The following is an 18234-nucleotide window of genomic DNA, read 5'->3' on the forward strand; positions in this document are numbered from 1 at the left end:
CGAGCGTCCGCACCTGTCTTTGAAATACAAAACGCCCGATGCGGTGCATCGGGCGTTAGGGTGAAACAGGTGTAAACCTATTTCAGGACTAGACACGCATTTACCGCATCAAGCCACATCCACCAACACAATCTCACTGTCCTCAATCGCCGTTACGCGCAGCACCTGCTCATTGGCAATTGCAACACCGTCTCGAGCTTGTGCACGCAAACCATTGACTTCAATGACCCCAGTGGCTGGAACCAGATAAGCCCGACGGCCGCTGTCCAGGTGATACTCCGCAGACTCCCCGGCCTTCAGATTCGCCGCCACCAGGCGCGCATCGGCGCGAATGTGCAGGCTTTGATCGTCGCCGGCCTTGCCGCTGGCCAGGGTCACGAAACCTTCGCGCTCGCCTTTGGGGAACGGCTTGGCACCCCACGACGGTGCCGAACCGGCTTCGTTGGGGATGATCCAGATCTGAAAGATCCGGGTTTCGGTCGCTTCCAGGTTGTACTCACTGTGAGCGATCCCGGTGCCGGCGCTCATGACCTGAACGTCGCCCGCTTCGGTGCGGCCCTTGTTACCGAGGTTGTCCTGGTGGGTAATAGCGCCTTCACGAACGTAGGTGATGATTTCCATATCCCGGTGCGGGTGTTGCGGGAACCCGGTGCCGGGGGCAATCACATCGTCGTTCCATACCCGCAGGTTGCCCCAGTTCATGCGTTTGGGGTCGTGGTACTCGGCGAACGAAAAGTGGTGATGGGCATCCAACCAGCCATGGTGCGCGCCGCCCAGCGAATTGAAGGGTCTGAGTTCAAGCATGATCGTCTCCTGAAAAGGTTCGTCATGGGGCAGAGCGCCTGAGCCACAGACGAGAACCGGTGGTTGATGGCGAGCATGATCTATCAGGCACCCATCGATAAAAAGCGTAAAAAATGCCTCAATACAATCGAATTAGTTGATATCAAATAACCTCGAAATATTCTCATCCAGCCTTCACTTCATCGCATAAGCCAATGACCTGTAAGCATTTCACTAGAACTCAGCGGCAAATGCAGACACCATAGCCCTCAACAGCCTCACACCCTGGAGTCCGTCCGCGTGCCGCAACACACCCCCGATCTTCCTCCCGAACTTCGCCCTTTGGCCGAGATGCCTTTGTTCAAGCGCCTGGCCGCCCGGTTCTTTGGCCACGGCCTTACCCGTCTGCGCGCGCAACACCGTGCATCCTGGCTGCACGGCCAAGCCGACGGTTTTCGCAGCGGCCACAGCGCCGGGGTGGATTACGGCTATAAGGAAGGCAAACTCGAGGGGCTGGAGGAAGGTCGGCAGGTTCTGTTGATTCGCGACTCACGCTCAACCGAACATCGACCGCCCAACGTCGATGACAATCTGTTTGACGATTGGCGGCTGCCATTGAGTGCAGAGCTGAAGAAGCGCATGAAGGCCGACGTGGCGCGGCTGTTGCCCGCGCATGCCCAGCCGAGCGCTGCCCAGTGGAAGATGATTTTCAGCGACACACCGTCGACCTCGGTGATCGCCGGGGCGGGCGCGGGCAAATCGACCACCCTGGTGCTGCGAATTCTGCTGCTCAGCCATTACCTGGGGTTTGAATTGAGCTCGATGACCGTGGTGACCTTCACCCGCGAATCGCGCAAGGACTTCATCAACAAACTGATCGAATTGTTTGCAGTCTGGGGCCGGGGAATTAGCCTTAAGGAAGCGCGCGATCTGGTGCGTACGTTCCACTCACGCATCCTGCCGATGGTCCGCAGCTTGCCAGGTTTCGAGCGGCTGCAAGCCTTCGAAAACCTCAGTCACCGCGTGCAAGGCGGCGATGAGGAGGTCGACAGCAACCCCTTCGACCTGCGCATCAACGATGCCCAGCGCCAGCAACTCAACGCCTGCTATCACAGCCTGCACACCCGCGATGAGCGTTTTCGCGAGTTGATCAAGCCTTTGTCTCGTCATGCCTTGCAGCTCAAGGAGCTGGAGCGTGATCACCCGGACGTGCAGAAACGCATGGCGGTGACTGAACTCGCCGCCAAGCGCGATGAAGAACTGTGCGACACAATCGAAGACCTATGGTTTCGCGCCGGCGCCTGGCCGATCAAGGGCATCGAACCGAATCGTCAGACCTTCGACATCAACGGCTCGACCTTTCATTGCCACGGCTATATTCCGACGCTGGATGCCTGGGTGGTGCTGGGGTTCGATCCTCGGGAAAACCCTCAGGTCAGCCGGCCGAATGCCAAACTTTCGGTGCGCGCAGAGTGGGCGGTAAAGCGCACCCTGTTTCAAGCTTTCTGTCGTAAGCCTTTGATATGGCTGGACAGTTATGAGTCTTCAAAGCGTGTTTTGGCATCCCTTGGCGCAGACGCCAGCGCCGGGCCGGGCTTCGATTACAAGGTCAAGGGCGAGCTCGGCTCCGCGCCGTTGCTGGACTGTTTTGTCGCGGCGGCCGGGTTTATTGAAAACCTCGGCCTGGATGTGCCGAATGCTGTGGGCCAGATGAGTTTCGCCAAGGATGACCCGGACCGATTCTTCTTCGAGGCCCTGAGCCTGTTCTGGCGGGCGCTGGAAGATCATCTGCTGGATCAATCGCCGCCGGTGATGACCTACAACCGGATGTTCGCCTTGTTCAGTGAACATTCACCGGAGAATCTCAAGCTGCTGAGCGATGAGCTGCTCAGGCCAATGTCGCATTTGATGATCGACGAATTTCAGGACGTGTCACCGCAGATCGTTTCGTGGATTCGCGCCAGCCTGGCGGAGATCCGCAGTCGCGGACCGGCCATGCATGTGAGGCGCGGCGCGCAACGTTCGTCATTGCTTTGTGTCGGTGATGACTGGCAGTCCATCTATGGCTGGCGCGGCAGTTCGCCGACTTACTTCATGGAGTTCAACAAGGAATTCCCGTCGCCGAGCACGACCAAAGTGATGCTCAGTGACAACTACCGTAGCCATCAGCACATCATCGACGCGGCGGAGCATATTGTCCGCGCGGCACCAGCGATTGCCGGCAAGAAGGCCAAGGCCAGCGGTGAGCCCAAGGCGCTGCTGCCGGTGAATGTTCTCGACCGGGATGACCAGGGCATGGCCCAGCGCCTGATCGAGCACTATAGAAAGGGTGATTCAATCTTGATGCTTTATCGAAAAAGCAGCGATAAGTCATTGATTGAAGAGCATATTCAGTCTGTAGTTAATGTAGATTCTAGCTTGCCATACGACGCTCGACGGCTCAAACAACTGACCTATCACAGCGCCAAGGGTCTGCAGGCTGATGCGGTATTTCTGCTGGGCGATTGTCAGCACCTGACCAGTTCACCCTACAAGAACCAGGTCTATCGCATGGCCGGACTCGGCAAGGCCGGCGACAGCGAAGCTTACGACAGTGCACAGAAAGACGAGATCCTGCGACTGGCCTACGTGGGCATCACCCGGGCCGTGAGCCATTGCTACTGGTATGTCGATGGCCAGGATACCTCGGCTGCGAATATGCCCAAGGCCTCCGACCGGATCGGCAAGGGCAAGGCGTTCTTTGTCGATCATCGTCAGGGGAAAGTGCCGGCCTGACTTTCAAGAGAGTCTTGAGCAGAAAACCTGTGGCGAGGGAGCTTGCTCCCGCTTGAGTGCGCAGCACTCATAAAAAATCGGCAATGGTTCTCAGATTTTTGGGGCCGCTACGCAGCCCAACGCGAGCAAGCTCGCTCGCCACAGGGATGCTACCGACTGGCTGCGAAAAGTTGCGGGGGGCGCAATCCCGGCCTATGGTCCAAAGCGAGGCTTTGCTTGCGACTGGCGCGCAATGATTCGCCGCAGGTCGCTGTCCATCCAGTGCGGATACATGCAGCGAGGTGACGACATGCCGAATGACTCCCGTCCCGCCGTGCTCGAACTGATCGGCAATACGCCGCTGGTGCGTATCAGCCGCTTCGATACCGGCCCATGCACACTGTTTCTCAAACTCGAATCACAGAACCCCGGCGGTTCGATCAAGGACCGCATCGGCCTGGCGATGATCGACACCGCCGAGCGCGATGGTCGCCTGCGCCCCGGAGGCACCATCGTCGAGGCCACCGCCGGCAACACCGGCCTGGGCCTGGCCCTGGTCGGCCGGGCCAAGGGCTATCGGGTGGTGTTGGTGGTGCCGGACAAGATGTCCACCGAGAAGGTTCTGCACCTCAAGGCCATGGGCGCCGAGGTGCACATCACCCGTTCCGATGTCGGCAAAGGTCATCCCGATTATTACCAGGACGTCGCTGCGCGGTTGGCGCGGGACATTCCCGACGCATTCTTCGCCGATCAGTTCAACAACCCGGCCAACCCGCTGGCCCACGAGTGCAGCACCGCGCCGGAGATCTGGGCGCAGACCCAGCATGATGTGGATGCCATCGTCGTCGGTGTCGGTTCGGCCGGCACGCTGACCGGACTGACCCGTTTCTTTCAGCGCGTACAACCGAACCTGGAAATGGTGCTGGCCGATCCGGTCGGCTCGGTGATGGCCGAATACAGTCGCAGCGGCACCCTTGGTACGCCCGGTTCCTGGGCGGTGGAGGGCATTGGCGAAGACTTCATTCCATCGATTGCCGACCTGTCCAGCGTGCGTAAGGCTTACTCGATCAGCGACGAAGAAAGCTTCGATCATGCCCGCCAACTGCTGCGCGCAGAAGGCATTCTCGGCGGCTCTTCGACCGGTACATTGCTCGCTGCGGCACTGCGTTACTGCCGCGAACAAACCGAGCCGAAGCGGGTGGTCAGTTTCGTCTGCGACACCGGCACCCGTTACCTGTCGAAGGTCTATAACGACCAGTGGATGAACGACCAAGGGCTGCTTGCGCGCAAACGCTATGGTGACTTGCGTGACCTGATCGCGCGGCGCTTCGAGGATGGCCGGGTGGTTAGCGTGGGGCCGGACGACACCTTGCTCACGGCGTTCCAGCGCATGCGCCTGGCGGATGTATCGCAACTGCCGGTGCTGGTGGATGGGCAGCGGCTGGTCGGGGTCATCGACGAGTCCGACATTCTGTTTGGCGTGCACGAAGACGCTACGCACTTTCGCATGACCGTGACCAGCGCGATGACCGACAAGCTCGAAACCCTGCCTCCCGGCGCCAGTCTTGCTGAGCTGGAGGCGGTGCTCGATCGTGGGTTGGTGGCGATCATCGCCGACACTTCGGGCTTCCACGGCCTGATTACTCGCGTCGACATGCTCAATCACTTGCGGAGATCCCTCGCATGAGTCAGCACGATGAAACCGCCGCGCCACGCGGATTTGCCACCCGTGTGATCCATGCCGGACAAACACCGGACCCTTCCACCGGGGCGCTGATGCCGCCGATCTACGCCAACTCCACCTATCTGCAACAGAGCCCCGGTGTGCATAAGGGTTTCGATTACGGGCGTTCGCACAACCCGACGCGCTTTGCGTTGGAGCGTTGCGTGGCGGACCTCGAGGGCGGTACTCGGGCCTTCGCCTTCGCTTCCGGGCTGGCGGCGATCGCCAACGTGCTCGAACTGCTCGACGTCGGCGCCCATATCGTCTCCGGCAATGACCTGTACGGCGGTACATTCCGGCTGTTCGACAAGGTGCGACGGCGCAGTGCCGGGCATCGTTTCAGTTTTGTTGATCTGACTGATCTGGCGGCCTTCGAAGCGGCGCTGCAGGACGACACGCGGATGGTCTGGGTCGAGACGCCGAGCAATCCTTTACTGAGCCTCACGGATCTCGACGCCGTCGCGCGTATCTGTCGTCAGCGAGGCATCATCTGTGTGGCCGACAATACCTTCGCCAGCCCGTGGATACAGCGGCCGTTGGAGTTGGGTTTCGACATCGTGCTGCACTCGACGACCAAGTACCTGAACGGTCACTCCGACGTGATCGGCGGCATCGCGGTAGTCGGGCAAAACGCAGAGCTGGCCGAGCGGCTGGGTTTTCTGCAGAACGCGGTGGGGGCTATCGCCGGGCCGTTCGACGCTTTTCTCACATTACGCGGTGTGAAGACCCTGGCGCTGCGCATGGAACGCCACTGCAGCAACGCGCTGGAGCTGGCGCAATGGCTGCAGCGTCAGCCGCAGGTGGCGCGCGTTTACTATCCAGGCCTACCATCACACCCGCAGCACGAACTGGCGCGACGGCAGATGCGTGGATTCGGCGGCATGATTTCCCTCGACCTGAACAGTGATCTGGCGGGTGCCAAGCGTTTCCTTGAGAGTGTGCGAATTTTCGCCCTGGCTGAGAGCCTGGGCGGGGTGGAAAGCCTGATCGAGCACCCGGCGATCATGACCCATGCCAGCATCCCCGTCGAAACCCGGGCACAACTCGGCATCGGCGATGCGCTGGTGCGTTTGTCAGTGGGGGTTGAGGATGTCGAAGACCTGCGTGCCGATCTGGCTCAGGCGCTGATGCGGATCGGTTAAACGCAATCCATGTGGGAGCGGGCTGGTGTGGCGAGGGGGCTTGCCCCCGTTGGGACGCGTAGCGGCCCCAAAAAAAACCACCACGTCTCTTCAGGTAAAACGCATCAACCGGTTTTGCGACTGCTTCGCAGCCGAACGGGGGCAAGCCCCCTCGCCACAGGCAAGCTCTCTAGCCACAGGCCGCTCCCACAGGTTTTGTGGAACGCCGACCATCAGGCATAACTCCTGAGGGCCTCCGGCGGAATGAACGCCTCCAGCTCATCTTCCACAGCTTCAATGATTCGTTCTACATCCGCCGCATTCATGACCGTTGCGCAAGGAATGCCGGCAATGGCGATCATGGTTTCGCCACTGGCGCGGTCGAACAGCCGCGCAACCATACTGCCCGGCGCATCCATGGTCGCTTCGAAACCCATGGGATGAAAATGCCAGCGCATCAGCTGGCAGGCATTTGGAAAAGTGACTTTGCTGAAGGAACCTTTATTCATGTGTTGCCCACCTTAATCATCGAGCGCTTCCTTTAGCTCATGTCAGGAGGGAAGAACCTTCAATGGCTCAACCGGTGACTGTCTTTAAAAGTAGCATCCGGATGTGAAAGTCATGTGGATTTTTTCAGTCCGTTTAGCGATTGGTTCATTTTTTTTTGACGCAGATCATGAGACACCGATTTTGTGGCGAAAGGCCAATATTACCGGGGCATTCCACGGGGCCATTGAAGCCTGGCGAGAACTTCGGCAAGCTCGGTTTTTTCTCATTGAGTCCTTTATGCACGCCGATGATGATGCTCCGTTGCAAACCCAGGCCACGGGCGAGACGGTCATGCGTTACCACCTGCGCTGGAAACACCGGGATCTGGACGGCGTCATGGCGCTTTATCACCCGGACGTTCAGTACAACGATTTTTTCCAGAATCGCATAATGGGGCTGGATGAATTGCGCGAGTATGTGCGCGACAGCATGCCCCGCGATCCGGATGAAGCCCTGGAGCATTCAGACCGTATTCGTCTGGACGACGACACGGCGTTCATTCAGTACCGCATCACCCTTCGCGGCGGCGAGGGGCTGGTGTCGTTTCGGACCAGCGAGGCGATTACCGTACGTGACGGGCTGATCTGGCGGGTCAATGAATACGCCACGCTCGTGCATGAGCAAGCGACCGACAAGGCCGCGCGCAACCTGCGCCCGGCGGTCAGTCGACTCGGGCTGTCACCGCGGCAGCTGAGTTTCATGGCCGAAGATTTGCAGCAGTACTTCCAGCGCCAGCAACCTTATCTGGATCCTGAACTCGACCTGCAACGGGTGGCGAAGGAGTGCGGGTACAGCCGCAATCAGATTTCTTACCTGCTGAATCAGGTGCTCGGCCAAAGCTTCTACCGTTACGTCAATCAGGCGCGGCTGCAGCATTTGCTTGCGGCACTGGACGCCGCCACACCGCCACTGCGTATCGACGAACTGGCCTTCGCGGCGGGCTTCAATTCGTTGTCGGCGTTTTACAGCTGTTTTCGCCGACACACCGGTATGTCGCCCAAGGCTTACGCCAAACAAATTTCTTTGCGTGCACGCGCGCAAGACAATCCCTGAGCCCGCGCACTAGGATCGACGCCATCGAAGTTTTCAGTGGCGGAGTTTTGCATGTCGGCGTGGCGCACGATCAGTTTATGGATGGATCAACTCGACGAGCCGTTGATGGCGCGCCCGGCGCTGGAACAAGATCTGGACGTCGACGTGGCCATCATTGGCGCCGGGTACACCGGGCTCTGGACGGCGTATTACCTCAAGCGCCTGGCACCGGAGCTGGACATTGCCATCGTCGAAGCCCAAACCGCCGGTTTTGGTGCTTCGGGCCGTAACGGCGGTTGGCTGATGGGCAACCTGCTGGGCGAAGATCGCTTACTCGCCGATTTACCGGCCGAACAGCGCCGCGCCTCTTTCGAACTGCTGCACGGTATCCCTGATGAAGTAGCGATCGTGCTCGAACGAGAAGGCATCGACTGCGATTATCGCAAAGGCGGGGTGCTTTACTGTGCTGCGCGTTATCCAGAGCAGGAAGCCAGCCTGCGCCATTATCTGGACACGCTCTACCACCAAGGACTGACCGAAAGCGACTACCGCTGGCTCAGTCCCGAGCAATTGGCGCAACAGATCAGAATTGCCAAGCCTTATGGCGGTATCTATGCACCGCACGTCGCAACCCTTCACCCGGCAAAGTTGGTCCGAGGTCTGGCACGGACGGTGGAGCGCATGGGGGTCAACATTTATGAGAACAGCCCGGTCATTCAATGGCAGTCGGGCAGTTTGCGCACGGCCAAGGCTCAGGTTCGCAGCCGCTGGATCGTGCCGGCGGTAGAAGGGTATGCGGCCACATTGCCACCGTTGGACCGTTATCAGTTGCCGGTCCAGAGTTTGCTGGTGGCGACCGAACCGCTGTCCGCCGCGACCTGGGACGAAATCGGCCTCAGCCACGGTCAGGCCTTTAGTGAAAGCAGCCGACAAGTCACCTATGGCCAGCGCACGGCGGATAACCGCTTGGTATTTGGCGCCCGAGGTGGCTATCAATTTGCAGGCAAGTTGCGCCATGACTTCGACCTGACCACCAGCGAAATAGAGTTGCGGCGCTACCTGTTCAGCGAACTTTTTCCGCAGCTCAAGAACGTCAGAATTACCCATGCCTGGGGCGGCAACCTGGGTATGGCCCGGCGCTTCAAGCCGCACATGCTCTGCGATCAGGCCAGCGGCATCGCCTTGTCCGGCGGTTATGGCGGGGAGGGCGTCGGTGCCAGCAACCTCGGCGGGCGGACGCTGGCCGACCTGATTCTTCAGCGCGACACCGATTTGGTCCGCCAGCCGTGGGTCATTCGTCAGGGTGGTCTCGACGCGCTCAAAGCCTGGGAGCCCGAGCCCTGCCGCTGGCTGGGCTACAACGCGATCATCCGCAGCTTCGTCCACGAAGACCAGACCCTGGCCAACCCGACTACCGCGCCCTGGCGTCGCAAACTGGCCAGTCGGGTCGCGGGGTTCATGGAAGGTTTCATGCACTGAACGGCATTTTTCTCAATCGACAGGTACTCCCCCCATGCCAATCACTCACTTCAAGAACACCGCAACCCTGACACTGGAAGAGTCGACTCCGGTAGCCGTGCCATTGGGCGCGCCAGTGGCGGTGGCCTCGACCACCAGCGTCGAACGCGACGATGGTGTCGAAACCGGCGTCTGGGAATGCACGCCCGGCCGCTGGCGCCGGCAGATCGTTGCCCAGGAATTCTGTCACTTCATTCAGGGCCGCTGCACCTTCACTCCGGACGACGGTGAAACCCTCTACATAGAAGCCGGCGATGCACTGATGTTGCCAGCCAACAGCCTCGGCATCTGGGACATCCAGGAAACCGTGCGCAAGACCTACGTTTTGATTTTTTGATCTTCTGATTGCCTGCCAACAACAACTCATACAGGAATCGCCCCATGATCCGAAAGACACTGACGCTTGCTCCACTGGCGCTCGTCGCGACCTTCAGCCAGGCCGCCGAGACCGTGAAAATCTACAACTGGTCGGACTACATCGCCCCGGACACCACCAAGAACTTCCAGAAAGAAACCGGCATCGCCTTCAGTTACGACGTCTTCGACAGCAACGAAACCCTTGATGGCAAGTTGATGACCGGCACATCCGGGTATGACGTGGTGTTCCCGTCCAACCACTTCATGGCCCGACAGATTGAGGGTGGGGCCCTGAAAAAACTCGACAAGAGTCAGTTGCCCAACTGGAAAAACCTCAACCCGGTGTTGCTCAAGACGTTGCAGGCCAATGACCCGGGCAACGAGCATGGCTTCCCGTATTTGTGGGGCAGCACCGGCATTGGCTACAACGTAGCCAAGGTCAAGGCAGTGTTGGGCGACAACGCACCGGTGGACTCCTGGGACCTGATCTTCAAACCCGAGAACATGGCAAAGCTGCAAAAGTGCGGCGTCGCCATTCTCGACAACGGCCCCGAACTGTTGCCGGCGGCGCTGAACTACCTGGGGCTGCCGCATCACAGCAAGAACCCCGAGGACTATAAAAAGGCAGAAGCGCTGCTGATGAAAGTCCGGCCCTATGTCAGCTATTTCCACTCATCCAAATACACCAGCGACCTGGCCAACGGTGACATCTGCGTGGCCGTCGGTTTCTCTGGCGACATTATCCAGGCGGAAAACCGCGCCAAGGAAGCCAGGAATGGTGTCGACATTGGCTATTCAATCCCCAAGGAAGGCGCCGCCATCTGGTTTGACATGGTCGCCATGCCCGCCGACGCCCCGGACGAGAAGGCCGGCTACGCCTTCATGAACTACCTGCTGCGTCCCGATGTCATGGCTGGCATCAGCAACTACGTGCACTACGCCAACGGCAACGAACAGGCCGACAGCCTGATCGACCCGGCCATCAAGAGCGACACCAAGGTTTATCCGAGCCCGGAAATGATGGGCAAATTGTTTGCGCTGGAGGCGATGCCGTTGAACATTGACCGGGTGCGGACGCGGGTGTGGAACAAGATTCGTACGGGTAGCTGAGTCGATTTCTCGCGTGGTCACGGAGCTCTGTCCCTGGCCACTGCTACAACTAACTGAGTGTTTAATTTGCTTGATAGCAATACACTGGCACTTATATTAATAAGTCCGAAAAAATGCGAACTCATCTACAGAAAAACAACTTACCCATATTTAATATTTAAATAGCAAATTGTCGGACAATCCGGCTAAAACCTTCAACTACAAACTATATTTCGACAGCGCACGCATTGTTTACTGGAGTTCGCCGGAATCACTCAATTTGACGTCAAAAAAAATGTAGACGTTTGATTTCGAATTGTGTCAGTTTTTATACGCCTTCATTGGGCGAGTGATAGGACGATCTCGCCAGAGATTGTCGTATCGGACAAAAACTGTTCCATTACTAAACAAGGAAGTGTGTTTATGTCGAAAGTAAAAGACAACGCTATTGATCTTGCCGAACAGGCCTTTGCGCCATTGCAAGCGCTGGCTGCACCCAGTTCCGCCTACAACCAGATCGATAGTTTCAGCCATCAGTATGATCGGGGTGGCAATCTCACGGTCAATGGCAAACCCTCCTTCTCCGTCGACGAGGCTGCTACCCAGCTGCTGCGTGACGGCGCTGCCTACCAGGACAAGGACGGCAGCGGCAAAATCGAACTCACCTACACGTTCCTGACCTCGGCCTCATCGAGCACCATGAACAAGCACGGCATCACCGGGTTCAGTCAGTTCAGCGCGCAACAGAAAGCACAGGCCGCACTCGCCATGCAATCCTGGGCCGACGTGGCCAATGTCACCTTCACCGAGAAGTCCTCCGGCGGTGACGGTCACATGACGTTCGGAAACTACAGTGGTGGTCAGGATGGCGCGGCAGCATTCGCCTACTTGCCAGGCACCGGTGCAGGTTATGACGGTACTTCGTGGTATCTGACGGGCAGTGGCTATAACGTCAACAAGACGCCAGATCTGAACAACTACGGCCGTCAGACCCTGACCCACGAAATCGGTCACTCTCTGGGCCTGGCTCACCCTGGCGACTACAACGCTGGTGAAGGCGCACCGACCTACAATGACGCGACCTACGGCGAAGACACCCGCGGTTACAGCGTCATGAGTTACTGGAGCGAGAGCAATACCGACCAGAACTTCAGCAAGGGCGGTGTGGAAGCCTATGCGTCCGGCCCGCTGATGGACGATATCGCCGCCATCCAGAAACTCTACGGTGCCAACACCACTACCCGTACCGGTGATACCACCTACGGCTTCAACTCCAACGCCGGTCGCGACTTCCTGAGCGCGTCTTCGTCGTCGGACAAAGTCGTGTTCTCGGTCTGGGATGCGGGCGGCAAGGACACCCTGGATTTCTCCGGTTTTACCCAAAACCAGAAGATCAACCTCAATGAAGCCTCGTTCTCCGATGTTGGCGGCATGGTGGGCAACGTGTCCATTGCCAAGGGTGTCACCGTCGAGAACGCGATTGGCGGTTCGGGTAGCGACCTGCTGATCGGTAACAGCGTGGCCAACGAGTTGAAGGGCGGTGCCGGCAACGACATCCTCTTCGGCGCGGGCGGTTCGGACAAACTGTGGGGTGGTTCGGGTTCGGACACCTTTGTGTTCGCGGCCAGCAGCGACTCCAAGCCAGGTGCCGTCGACCAGATCCTCGACTTTGTCAGTGGCCTGGACAAGATCGACCTGACCGGCATCACCAAAGGCGCGGGCCTGCATTTCGTGAACTCGTTCACCGGTGCGGCAGGCGATGCAGTGTTGACCACTTCGGGCGGTAACAGCCTGTTGTCGGTGGACTTCTCCGGGCACGGAGTGGCTGACTTCCTGGTCAGCACCGTTGGCCAGGCGGCGTTCTCGGACATCGTGGCCTGATTCAAGGCAAAAAGGAGGGCGGCGCTTGAGGCGCCGCTCTCTGTCCCTTGAACGGTAAGTGTTATGAGTAAGGCTACAACCCAGAGTAAAACGCCCTATGATCCAGAACGCTTTTACTTACAAAGCAACCGCGTGGCTGTTGGCGACGCTGATGATGTTTCTTGGAGAGGTAGCCATGGCAAGCAGTCTGAAATTAGCCGACCCGTCGGAACTCGCCGGGAAATGGCAGGCCACCTTGAATACCGCGCAAGACTCCCCCGAGTCCCAGGCACTGCAGGACAAACCGTCGAATGTTTGCACGATCGAGTTCAATTTGAACCAGACCCTGGGCGAGGGGGCCGACTGCCTCGGCGCCTGGCTGAACGATTCGGCGATTGGCTGGTTCCCGGAACCGGATGGCATTACCGTGACCGGTAAAGAAGGCTCAAGAATTGTGTTTTTCAGCCGACAGCGTGAGGGGCTTTATAAAAGCACCTTGAAGTCAGGTCTGATCATTACGCTCGAGCGCACTGCGCATTAAGTGAAAAATGTCGGACAGGCGCCAGGCGCTGAATATAAAGCTTGTTATTGCCGTTATAAGCAGCCGATCAATAACAGGAATTCTTTGAAGAACCCAAAGAGTTGTTATTAGTGTGTAAGCGATAACCGGCAAAAAGAATGTCTCGGCCATGTGCGGACAGTTAATTGGAACCTCGTCAAGTAAGGCGAGGATTAATACCTCAGGAAAAACCAATGAAGATGGCGAAGAGCCCGGCCACCGCACCGTTATTCAAGGCACTGGGCGACTATAAGAGCATCCTGATCAGCGTCGGGTGTTTTACCGCACTGATTAACGTGCTGATGTTGGTCCCATCGATTTATATGCTGCAGGTCTATGACCGGGTACTGTCTTCGCAAAACGAAACCACCTTGGCAATGTTGTCGTTGATGGTGGTCGGGTTCTTCGCTTTTATCGGTTTGCTGGAGATCGTGCGCAGCTTCATTGTTATCCGTATCGGCAGCCAACTGGAGCGCCGCTTCAACCTGCGGGTGTATCAAGCCGCTTTCGAGCGCAACCTGTTCAAGGGCGAGGGCAACGCGGGGCAATCCCTGGGCGACTTGACCCATATTCGCCAATTCGTCACCGGCCCGGCGCTGTTTGCCTTCTTCGACGCACCGTGGTTTCCGGTGTATCTGTTTGTGATCTTTCTGTTCAACGTCTGGCTCGGCGTATTGGCCACCGCGGGCGCGGTACTGCTGATCGGGCTGGCCTGCCTCAACGAGGCCATGACCAAAAAGCCTTTGGGCGAAGCCGCGGGGTTTTCCCAAAGATCCAGCCAACTGGCCACCAGTCACCTGCACAACGCCGAAACCATTCAGGCCATGGGCATGCTCGGTGTCTTGCGCAAGCGCTGGTTCCAGGTGCACTCGCGTTTTCTCGGCTTGCAGAATCAGGCCAGTGACACCGGCGCGGTTATTAGCTCCCTGAGCAAAACCCTGCGCCTGTGCCTGCAATCCCTGGTGCTGGGGCTGGGCGCCTTGCTGGTGATTCAGGGTGACATGACCGCCGGGATGATGATCGCCGGTTCCATCTTGATGGGCCGGGTACTGAGCCCCATCGATCAGTTGATCGCTGTATGGAAACAGTGGAGCGGCGCAAAACTCGCTTACCGCCGTCTCGACGCCTTGCTGCAAGCCTACCCGCCGACTGACGAGGCCATGGCGCTGCCGGCGCCGAAAGGCCAGATCACCTTCGAGCAAGTCAGCGCCGGCCCGCCAGGGCAACGGGCAGCGACCTTGCACATGGTCAATTTCAACCTGGGCGCCGGGGAAGTGCTGGGCGTGCTCGGGGCTTCCGGCTCGGGTAAATCGACCCTGGCCCGAGTGCTGGTCGGCGTCTGGCCGACGCTCGGCGGCACGGTGCGGCTCGATGGCGCGGACATTCATCGCTGGAACCGCGACGACCTCGGCCCTTACATCGGTTATCTGCCCCAGGACATCGAACTGTTCAGCGGCAGCATCGCCGAAAACATCGCCCGATTCCGTGAGGCGGATCCGCAAAAAGTCGTCGAAGCCGCGCAACAGGCTGGTGTTCATGAACTGATCCTGCGCATGCCGCAAGGCTACGACACCGTGCTTGGCGAGGACGGCAGCGGTTTGTCCGGCGGCCAGAAACAACGTGTGGCCCTGGCTCGAGCGCTGTATGGCCACCCGAGCCTGGTGGTGCTGGATGAACCGAACTCCAACCTCGACACCGTCGGCGAAGCGGCATTGGCCGGCGCTATCGCGCAAATGAAAGCCCGGGGCACCAGCGTGATTCTGGTTACCCATCGCTCTTCGGCCCTGGCCCAGGCCGACAAATTGCTGGTGCTCAACGAAGGTCGCTTGCAGGCCTTCGGCCCAAGCCAGGAAGTGCTCAAGGCGCTGTCCGGCGCTCAGGAGCAGCAACGTGAAAAACCTGCACAGGCACCGGGCGGGCTCAGCATGAGCCGGCAGTATCAGCCCACGACAAGGAATTCGGGTGTATGAGCAGCACACGCATGAACGACGACAGCGAAGCGACGATGGAACACGACTACATCGCCGAACGCCCTGAGCGCGACGCGCGTTTCTTCGCCCGCATGGGCTGGATTCTGGCGATTGTCGGTGCTGGCAGTTTCTTCACGTGGGCGAGCCTCGCGCCGCTCGATCAAGGCATTCCGGTGCAGGGGACCGTGGTGGTCTCGGGCAAGCGAAAAGCCGTGCAATCGATGAGCAGCGGCGTGGTCAGCCAGATTCTGGTGCGCGAAGGGCAGGTGGTGAAGCAGGGCCAGCCGCTGTTCCGCCTCGACCAGACTCAGGTCGCGGCCGACGTGCAATCGCTGCAAGCGCAGTACCGCATGGCGTGGGCCAGCCTGGCACGCTGGCAGAGTGAGCGGGACAACCTCAAACAGGTGAATTTCCCCGCCGAACTGAGCAACGATCCTGACCCGCGTCTGGCCCTGGTGCTCGAAGGCCAACGGCAATTGTTCAGCAGCCGTCGCGAAGCCTTTTCCCGCGAACAAGCGGCCCTGCGCGCGAACATCGAAGGCGCCAGCGCGCAACTGGCCGGCATGCGCCGCGCACGCACCGACCTGACGGCCCAGGCCAGTTCCCTGCAACAACAGTTGAGCAATCTTCAGCCCTTGGCGGACAACGGCTACATCCCGCGCAACCGCTTGATGGATTACCAGCGTCAGTTGTCGCAAGTGCAGCAACAGCTGGCAGAAAACACCGGTGAAAGCGGCCGGGTGGAGCAGGGCATCCTTGAATCCCGGCTGAAACTGCAACAGCACAGCGAGGAATACCAGAAGGAAGTCCGCAGCCAACTGGCCGACGCGCAACTCAAAAGCGTGACCCTGGAAGAGCAACTGACTTCCGCCGGCTTCGACCTGCAACACAGCGAAATCATCGCGACCGCCGACGGCATCGCCGTCAACCTTGGGGTTCACACCGAAGGCGCGGTGGTGCGTCAGGGCGACACGCTGCTGGAGATCGTCCCGCAAGGTACCCGCCTGGAAGTGGAAGGGCACCTGCCGATTAACCTGATCGACAAGGTCGGCACGCATTTGCCGGTGGACATTCTGTTCACCGCGTTCAACCAGAGCCGTACCCCGCGAGTTCCCGGCGAAGTCAGCCTGATCTCCGCCGACCAGATGGTCGATGAGAAAACCGGTGTGCCGTACTACGTGCTGCGCAGTAGCGTCAGTGATCAGGCCATGGAAAAACTCAACGGTCTGGTGATCAAGCCGGGCATGCCGGCAGAAATGTTCGTGCGTACCGGTGAACGTTCACTCCTCAACTATTTGTTCAAACCGCTGCTCGACCGGGCAGGCTCCGCGTTGACCGAGGAATAAGGATGTTCGGCTGTATGAATAAGTTTTCCCTGCTCGCAGCGACCCTGGCGTTGCTGACGTGCAACAGCGCGATGGCCCTGGGGCCGTTCGACATTTATGAGCAAGCGTTACGCAATGATCCGGTGTTTCTCGGCGCCATCAAGGAGCGCGATGCAGGCCTTGAAAACCGCGCCATCGGCCGCGCAGGCCTGCTGCCGAGGCTGGGTTACAACTACAACAAGGGGCGTAACACCTCCAAGGTCACTCAGATTAATGAGGGGAGACCAGACTTCACCGAGGACCGCAACTACAGCAGTTACGGCTCGACCTTGACCCTGCAACAGCCGCTGCTCGATTACGAGGCTTATGCGGCGTACCGCAAAGGCGTGGCGCAATCGCTGTTCGCTGACGAAAACTTCCGCGGCAAGAGCCAGGAACTGCTGGTTCGCGTGCTGGAGAATTACACCAAGGCGCTGTTCGCTCAGGACCAGATCGACATTGCGCGGGCCAAGAAAAAAGCCTTCGAGCAGCAGTTTCAGCAGAACGAGCAGATGTTCCGCCAAGGCGAGGGCACGCGCACCGATATCCTCGAAGCCGAGTCACGTTATGAACTGGCGACCGCCGAGGAAATCGAGGCGCGTGACGAACAGGATGCGGCCCTGCGCGAGCTGGGCGCACTGATTGGCGTGCCGGCCATCGACATTGCCGACCTGACGCCACTGGATCAGAACTTCCAGACCTTCACCCTGCAACCGGCCAACTACGACACCTGGCACGAGATGGCGGTGGCCAATAACCCAAACCTGGCCTCCCAGCGTCAGGCGGTGGAAGTGGCGCGCTACGAAGTGGAACGCAACCGCGCCGGCCACCTGCCAAAAGTCAGCGCCTACGCCTCGGTGCGCCAGAACGAATCGGAAAGCGGCAACACCTACAACCAGCGCTACGACACCAACACCATTGGCATTGAAGTCAATGTGCCGCTGTATGCCGGTGGCGGGGTTTCGGCCTCGACCCGGCAGGCCAGCCGCACCATGGAACAGGCCGAATACGAACTGGATGGCAAGACCCGGGAAACCTTGATCCAGCTGCGCCGCCAGTTCAGCGCCTGCCTGTCGGGGGTTAATAAATTGCGGGCTTATCAGAAGGCGTTGACGTCGGCGGAAGCGCTGGTGATCTCGACCAAACAAAGCATTTTGGGCGGCGAACGGGTCAACCTCGATGCGCTGAACGCCGAACAACAACTGTTTACCACTCGCCGGGATCTGGCCCAGGCACGCTACGACTATTTGATGGCCTGGACCAAATTGCATTACTACGCCGGAACCTTGAGCGAGCAGGACCTGGCCAAGGTGGATGAGGCCTTCGGCCAGGGCCGGCCAACGAAGACCCAATAACCCCTGTGGCGAGGGGGCTTGCCCCCGTTCGGCTGCGAAGCAGTCGCAAGTCCGGCAAATGCGACATGTCTGTTGAATCACCGATTCCGGTTTTGGGACGGCTTCGCCGTCCAACGGGGGCAAGCCCCCTCGCCACAGGGCACCGGGACACAGTATTTGAGTTAGCAATGAAACACCGCCCCTGAACCGGGGGACTACAA

At 59.1% G+C, this 18234-nt stretch carries 14 protein-coding genes; 12 read left to right on the forward strand and 2 right to left on the reverse strand.

Going from position 1 to position 18234, the window contains the following annotated elements:
• Nucleotides 1-108 precede the first annotated feature (108 nt).
• Complete coding sequence (locus ACZ9IM_RS10995; RefSeq protein WP_476223889.1) at nucleotides 109-804, reverse strand: pirin family protein; 696 nt, start codon at nucleotides 802-804, stop codon at nucleotides 109-111.
• A gap of 279 nt (nucleotides 805-1083) precedes the next feature.
• On the opposite strand from ACZ9IM_RS10995, the gene ACZ9IM_RS11000 reads away from it, so the two are divergent.
• From ACZ9IM_RS11000 to ACZ9IM_RS11010, 3 genes are all read left to right on the forward strand, one after another.
• Nucleotides 1084-3558, forward strand: a complete 2475-nt coding sequence (locus ACZ9IM_RS11000) for a UvrD-helicase domain-containing protein (RefSeq protein WP_476223890.1) — start codon at nucleotides 1084-1086, stop codon at nucleotides 3556-3558.
• Nucleotides 3559-3847: 289 nt separating this feature from the next.
• The gene (locus tag ACZ9IM_RS11005; protein ID WP_008069858.1) at nucleotides 3848-5224 is read left to right on the forward strand and encodes a pyridoxal-phosphate dependent enzyme; all 1377 of its coding nucleotides are present in this window, start codon (nucleotides 3848-3850) and stop codon (nucleotides 5222-5224) included.
• The gene (locus ACZ9IM_RS11010) at nucleotides 5221-6402 is read left to right on the forward strand and encodes a cystathionine gamma-synthase (protein WP_427623847.1); all 1182 of its coding nucleotides are present in this window, start codon (nucleotides 5221-5223) and stop codon (nucleotides 6400-6402) included. Before ACZ9IM_RS11005 ends, ACZ9IM_RS11010 begins: the two co-directional genes overlap by 4 nt.
• Nucleotides 6403-6614: 212 nt before the next feature.
• On the opposite strand, the gene ACZ9IM_RS11015 is transcribed toward ACZ9IM_RS11010, so the two are convergent.
• Nucleotides 6615-6890, reverse strand: coding sequence for a DUF1652 domain-containing protein (locus ACZ9IM_RS11015; RefSeq protein ID WP_007896200.1), 276 nt, complete (start codon nucleotides 6888-6890; stop codon nucleotides 6615-6617).
• 277 nt (nucleotides 6891-7167) lie between these two features.
• Here ACZ9IM_RS11015 and ACZ9IM_RS11020 point away from each other — a divergent pair, with 277 nt between their 5' ends.
• The 9 genes from ACZ9IM_RS11020 (at nucleotide 7168) to ACZ9IM_RS11060 (ending at nucleotide 18034) form a co-directional block, all read left to right on the forward strand.
• Nucleotides 7168-7983, forward strand: coding sequence for a helix-turn-helix transcriptional regulator (locus ACZ9IM_RS11020; RefSeq protein WP_476223891.1), 816 nt, complete (start codon nucleotides 7168-7170; stop codon nucleotides 7981-7983).
• A gap of 51 nt (nucleotides 7984-8034) precedes the next feature.
• Nucleotides 8035-9441 carry an NAD(P)/FAD-dependent oxidoreductase gene (locus ACZ9IM_RS11025; protein WP_476223892.1) on the forward strand — a complete coding sequence of 469 codons (1407 nt, stop codon included), beginning with the start codon at nucleotides 8035-8037 and terminating at the stop codon, nucleotides 9439-9441.
• Nucleotides 9442-9475: 34 nt separating this feature from the next.
• A complete protein-coding gene (locus tag ACZ9IM_RS11030; protein ID WP_427623850.1) occupies nucleotides 9476-9817 on the forward strand; it encodes a cupin domain-containing protein in 342 nt (113 codons plus the stop codon).
• A gap of 44 nt (nucleotides 9818-9861) precedes the next feature.
• A complete protein-coding gene (locus ACZ9IM_RS11035) occupies nucleotides 9862-10947 on the forward strand; it encodes a polyamine ABC transporter substrate-binding protein (RefSeq protein WP_427623851.1) in 1086 nt (361 codons plus the stop codon).
• A gap of 402 nt (nucleotides 10948-11349) precedes the next feature.
• The gene (locus ACZ9IM_RS11040) at nucleotides 11350-12807 is read left to right on the forward strand and encodes a serralysin family metalloprotease (protein WP_427623852.1); all 1458 of its coding nucleotides are present in this window, start codon (nucleotides 11350-11352) and stop codon (nucleotides 12805-12807) included.
• A gap of 97 nt (nucleotides 12808-12904) precedes the next feature.
• Entirely contained in the window at nucleotides 12905-13327 is a 423-nt protein-coding gene (locus tag ACZ9IM_RS11045; protein WP_476223893.1) for an AprI/Inh family metalloprotease inhibitor, read from the forward strand.
• A 212-nt stretch (nucleotides 13328-13539) separates the two neighbouring features.
• Nucleotides 13540-15315 (forward strand): type I secretion system permease/ATPase, encoded by a 1776-nt coding sequence (locus tag ACZ9IM_RS11050; protein ID WP_476223894.1) that lies wholly within the window; start codon nucleotides 13540-13542, stop codon nucleotides 15313-15315.
• Complete coding sequence (locus ACZ9IM_RS11055; protein WP_007902362.1) at nucleotides 15312-16661, forward strand: HlyD family type I secretion periplasmic adaptor subunit; 1350 nt, start codon at nucleotides 15312-15314, stop codon at nucleotides 16659-16661. Before ACZ9IM_RS11050 ends, ACZ9IM_RS11055 begins: the two co-directional genes overlap by 4 nt.
• A gap of 2 nt (nucleotides 16662-16663) precedes the next feature.
• Complete coding sequence (locus ACZ9IM_RS11060; protein WP_476223895.1) at nucleotides 16664-18034, forward strand: TolC family outer membrane protein; 1371 nt, start codon at nucleotides 16664-16666, stop codon at nucleotides 18032-18034.
• Nucleotides 18035-18234 lie beyond the last annotated feature (200 nt).

It is taken from the genome of Pseudomonas sp. TE12508, from assembly GCF_056279485.1.